Source organism: Flavobacterium polysaccharolyticum (assembly GCF_038739875.1).
Taxonomy (GTDB): Bacteria; Bacteroidota; Bacteroidia; order Flavobacteriales; family Flavobacteriaceae; genus Flavobacterium; species Flavobacterium polysaccharolyticum.
Map to the genome: position 1 here is coordinate 1 of NZ_JBCGDP010000044.1, position 5,955 is coordinate 5,955.

1 pseudogene is annotated in these 5,955 nt (G+C 38.5%); it reads right to left on the reverse strand.

Annotated features, from left to right (window positions below):
- Window positions 1-5,955, reverse strand: a pseudogene (locus tag WFZ86_RS19930) (hypothetical protein); the annotation flags it as partial.

Here is a 5,955-nt window from a genome sequence, read left to right on the forward strand (position 1 = left end):
CTGTTACTGTAAAACTAGCAGAACCGTTATTTGTCGTTCCGTTTGAAGCATCACATGAAATATCATTTACCAATGCTCCTACTATAGCAATAGGAGTAACTGGAGCTACAGTATACGACTCTTGGTACTTACAACCATTAGCATCAGTCACTTCGAATACATAAGTATCAGGCGTTAATCCCGTGAAAACAGCATTAGTACCATTATTAATAATTGCTGCTAGAGGCGAAATAATTTGGTAGGTAAATGTTCCTACTCCATTTTGAACATTGCTAATAGTTACTGTACTTGTTTGACTAGCAACTGGTAAACAATATACTGGCGTACCATTAATATCCATATTTGTTGGTGGTACCAAAGCTGGAATATTTACACCATTACTCAAAGTATAAACGCATCCTTTCGCGTCTTTTACTAAAACATCAAAAGTGATACCCACATTAGATTGATAGGTATTGGTAGTAGAATAACTTGTACCATTATCAAAACTATACTCATAAGGAGCCGTTCCTCCGATTCCATTTACGGTAACTGTAGCTGTTTGCGCTACATTTCCTGCTCCACAGCTTAATGGAGTTGTCAACAATGAACCAGCAGACAAAGCGGAAGGCTCTGCTATAGTAATTGGAAGAGAAGCCAAAGTACATTGTTTCGCATTACGCACCGTAACCACATAAGTAGTTCCTGCTGCTAAACCAGTAAACTGATTAGACGTTTGGAAAACACCAGCGTCTAATTGGTACTCATAAGGTCCTTCACCAGCAGTTACATTCACAGTGATGGTACCATCTGTACCACCATTACAACTTACATTAGTCTGAGTTGTAGTAAATACAGTGGTTGGAATTGGATCCAACACGATACTAGTAGTCGTTTGACAAGTTGTAGCATTGTTTGCATCGGTTACTCTAAAGTCATAAGTTCCGGCTGTGGTAGCAGTATACGGATTTGTTGCCGCTACAAAACCTCCTCCATTGAAATTAACTTCATAAGTATAATTAGCTGCTGGAGTTGTATTTCCGCCAATAGTAGTTAAAGTAATCGTTGCGTTTGGTGTGGCTGTACAATCTAATGTCTTAGTCACTGCAGCAGATAATTCTAGTTTTGGATGTACAACATAATCCACATTAGCCGTACAATTATTACCGTCTTTAATTACTAAATTATAAGTTCCCGCTGCATTGAAGGTAAAACTTGGTGAACTTTGGAAAGCACTTCCGTTTACACTATAAGTTGGCAAGCCTGCTATAGCAGGATCTACTGTACCTGAAAATGTTATCGTAAATGCTGTACCGTCATAACAAATTGGTGCTACTGGTGGAGTAACTGTTGGTGCTGCATCAGCATCTAAAGTTACAGGAGCAGTTTTAATACATCCATAAGCATCTTTAACATAGACCACATAATTACCTGTAGTACTAGTCGCAAATGTTGTTGCAGAAATCCAACCCGCTGCACCAGCCGTTGGAGCTGGGTCAGTAGCTAATAAATATTGGTACGTATAAGGTCCTGTTCCGTTGCTAGCGAAAGTAGCAATAATACCATCTTCATTACAATTGACTTTTTTGATTTTTTGTGCAGTTAAAGACAAATCAATTGCAGATTCTGTAATGTCAAATCTTGCAGAACTGATACTACATCCAGAGTGTGTTGCAACACCTGTTTCAGTTACCAAAACAAAATAACTTCCGAAAGGCAAAGTTCCAAAATTATTGACTACTAATGAACCCGTTGCTGGAATAACAGCAGCAACAGCAGCGCCAACAGGAGTTACTGATTGTGAATTATAAATTTGATAAGTAACTGGAGTAGCGACACTATAAGTATGATTCATAGTAAATGTCACATTACCATCCGCTGCTCCTTTACAAGTTATATTATTAGGTGTTAAAGGATTTACAGTAATGGTAGAATTTGTTGGTATCGGAATTGTAGATGTTTCATAATAATAACATCCTGTACCTGTACCTCCATTGGCAACATCGGCGTCAAATACAACAAAAGTATAAGTTACACCAGGAATAAGATTAGCAAATGTTGTCTGCTTACTACCTGGGGCATCTTCAGGTAACCAAGTCCCAGCAGGATAAACAGGTGCTGTACCAGTATAAATACTAAAGTAAAATGGTCCTGCACCTATTGTACTTGTTGGAGAAGAACCAACTGCAACAACAGCTGAACCAGGAGCTGAACAATCTGCAGGAGGTGGAATCACGCTTATATCTAAATCATCTGGTGGAGATGCTACTTTGACATTTTGAATTAAAACTGAACAACCATTAGAGTCAACTACGTTAATTTGATAGATTCCAAAATCTACAACATCAAATTTAAAAGAAGTTGAACCAAAATTATTTAATTCTGATTCATTATATCCATTCACTCCATTAACAAAATAATTATACGGCCCTACTCCTCCAGTAACACTTTGTACAATTACAGACCCTTTCGAAATACCAGCACCATTACAAGTAATTGGTACTGTAGTATGCAAAACAGCTATGGGTGCAGGCTCCGTAATAGTAATCGGTTCTGTATCGGTACAACCTTTAGCATCTGTTACTGTTACAAGATAATCTCCTGCTGACAAACCTGAAGTTTGTGTGCCGTAATTGATTCCTGTAGTAGTGTTGAATACATTAAACACATATGGAGATTGTCCTTTCGTATTATCAATAGCGATTGCAATAGCTGCCGTATCATCACCATTACAATTGATAGATGCTGTTTGTGAAACACCATCATTACCTGGAAGTGCAACATCATCAATTACTGGATTAACAGGAGTTGTCACTGCAATAGCAGTTGTAGTAGTGTAAGTACAACCCGTAGTAGTATCGGTTACCGTAAAGGTATAAGTACCCGCCGTGCTTGTTGTAAATACTGTACCTGCAAAAGTTCCAGTATTAGGAGAAGCCGAATAAGTAAAGGTTCCTGAACCTCCAGTTGGGGTAAGCGTAATACTAGCTGCTGTTGGAGCAGGATTACATGTAATATCTTTATTTAAAACCGCATTCAAAGTCAATTGTGGGGCTACTACAACTGGTAGACTATCATCAGTACAACCATTGGCATCTTTTACTTTAATTGTATAACTTCCAGCGGTAGTTACTACAAAAGTAGTACCTGATTGGTATGAAGCGCCACCATTAATACTATATTCTAATGGTGCTAATCCTCCTACACCACTTGCAGTAATAGTATAACTTCCTACTCCTAAACACTGCCCTATAGCTGTAGCTGTAACAGTTGGTTGTGGGTCAGTAACAATTGCTACATCTAATTTGAAAGTACATCCTTTGCTATCTTTTACCCAAACATCCCAATTCAAATTAGTTAATGGATTCAGATTCGCTATAGCACTAGCTGTATAATCAGTTGCCAAAGGAGCTATATTGTTTTGTACAAAAGCATAAGTATAAGAAGGTGTTCCTCCTGCAGCAATAACTTCAACTCTAGCTGTAGCCACATTACAATTAGCATTTTTGTTCGACACTAAATTTAAAGCTAAAGCAGATGATGGTTGCGATATAATTACAGATTTACTATCCGTACAACCCGTTGTATTATCAGTAACACTAAAAGTATAGGTTCCTGCAACTAGACCTGTTAAAGTACGTACATCTCCGGTTGGACTCAATGTGTAAGGTAAACTAGCTGGAGTAGAAGAAACGGTAATGTTATAATTTCCAGTACTACTAAAACCTGTAACTGTAAATCGTGCAGAACCCGTAGTATTTCCGAAACAATCAACATCAGTCAATTTGGTAGCGGTAACGGCAATTGGTGTAACTGCGGGTACGGTATGTGATTTTGTCGCAAAACAATCATTGGCATCGGTTACTTTAAATGTATAAGTTCCTGCAGTTAATCCTGTGAACACTCCTGTTGTTGCACCAGTTATGTTTGTTGTAGCCGATGCTGGTGAAGTTATAGTGTACGTAAGCGTTCCTACTCCTGTTCCTGCTGTTACTGGTACAGTAACTGTACTAGTAGTACTTGAAACAGGTACACAATAAATTGGCGTATTAGTAATGGTAGCAATTGTTGGTGGGTTTAATCTATTTAGAATAATAGCTGTTCCGGCTGTAATACAACCATTACCATCTCTAACCGAGTAATTGATCGTTTGATTGGTTCCATTATCATTTACCGTTAACGTTCTTACACTACTGTAAGCACCTCCGTTGAAACTGTATACATAAGGAGAAGTACCTGTAGTTGGGACATTAATAGTAACTGTAGCAGATTGTTTTACATTCGTTGCATTACAACTAAAGGCTGTAGCCGAAGCTGACACCACTAAAGCCGTTGGCTGAGTTATAGTAACTGCAATCGAACCCGTACAACCTTTACTGTCTTTTACATAAAAAGTATAAGGTGTCGCTGAGGCTGATAAACCTGAGAAAGTAGCAGTAGATGTAAAACCAGAAGTTGCATTATTACTATATGTGTAACCGCCTGATCCGCCTGAACCTGCTAAAACAACTGAACCGTTACTTCCACCATTACAGCTAACCATTGTTGGCGTTGCGGCAACTGTTGGATTCGTAATGGCAGTAACCGTAGTTGAAGTGGTCGCTTGACAACCATTAGCATCTGTAATTACAAAAGTATAAGTATCCGCATTGGCATTACTTACACTAGTTGTAAAAGTTAAGGATGCACTTGCTGGACCTCCTGAAACTGGAGTACCTGTACCTTTTTGAACCGTATAAGTGAAAGGTGCTCTTCCGCCTGTAATTGTAGTAGTAATTACAGCATCTGGGCTAGCTGAACAATCCAAAGTTTTGGTCACAGCTGCACTAGATGTCAGTTGTGGATAAACTATGGTTGGTACTGGTGCTGCCACCACACAACCATTTTTATCTTTTATATAAACAGTATACGTTCCCGCAGATACTGTAAAGGTTGGACTCGTTTGGAAGGTACCTGTTGGACCACCAATACCATACGTTAATGGCGTAAGACTTGTAGCCGATGGAGTTGCCGTAATGGTAAAAGTACTTCCAGAAGCCGAACATTGATTTGGAACCGTAACTGATGTAATGGAAGGTAACGGATCATTAATTACTGTAACCGTTCTAATTATTGTACAACCATTAGCATCTTTTACATATACATCCCAAACTAAATTCGATGCAGAATTAGTATCTACTGTAACTATACTTGATGAAGCAAAAACAGTAGGAGCTGTTGCTCCTGAAACTACAGCAGCATAACCATAATTTGTTGTTCCTCCTGCTGCTGTTACTGTAATTTGTGAATTATCGTTGTTACAATTTACATTTGTAGCTATAGCCGAAGTAATTGATAAGGCAGCTGCAGGTTGGGTAATCGTTACTGAAGCATCTGCAAAACATCCTGTAGCAGTATCTGTTACACGAATAGTATAGTTACCCGCAACAACATTTGTCAAAGTCAAGGTATTTCCAGATTGTGTTAAGGTACCTGTTCCTAATGTACCAGCTGTTAAAACATAAGTATAAGCCCCTACCGTAGCATTACCAGAAACGGTAAATGTAGCATCACCCGTTGAATTACCTCTACAATCTACATTCGATGTTACATTACCTGCAATAACTATAGGAACTACTGGTATAATTTCATAGGATTCTGTGTAATAACATCCATTAGTATCGGTTACTCTAAAGGTATAATTACCAGAAGCCAAACCTGCAAAAACATTAGAAGTTTGCTTAGGTAAAATCACCACCGATGGTGCAATAGTTTCATACTGTAAAGCTCCTACTCCATTAGTAGCAGTTAATGTCACTGAAGTCGTAGGGGATGTACAAGTCACCGAAGCATTAGCAAAAGATAAATCCGTTGGTGGGTTTAATCTATTTAGAATAATAGCTGTTCCGGCTGTAATACAACCATTACCATCTCTAACCGAGTAATTGATCGTTTGATTGGTTCCATTATCATTTACCGTTAACGTTCTTACACTAC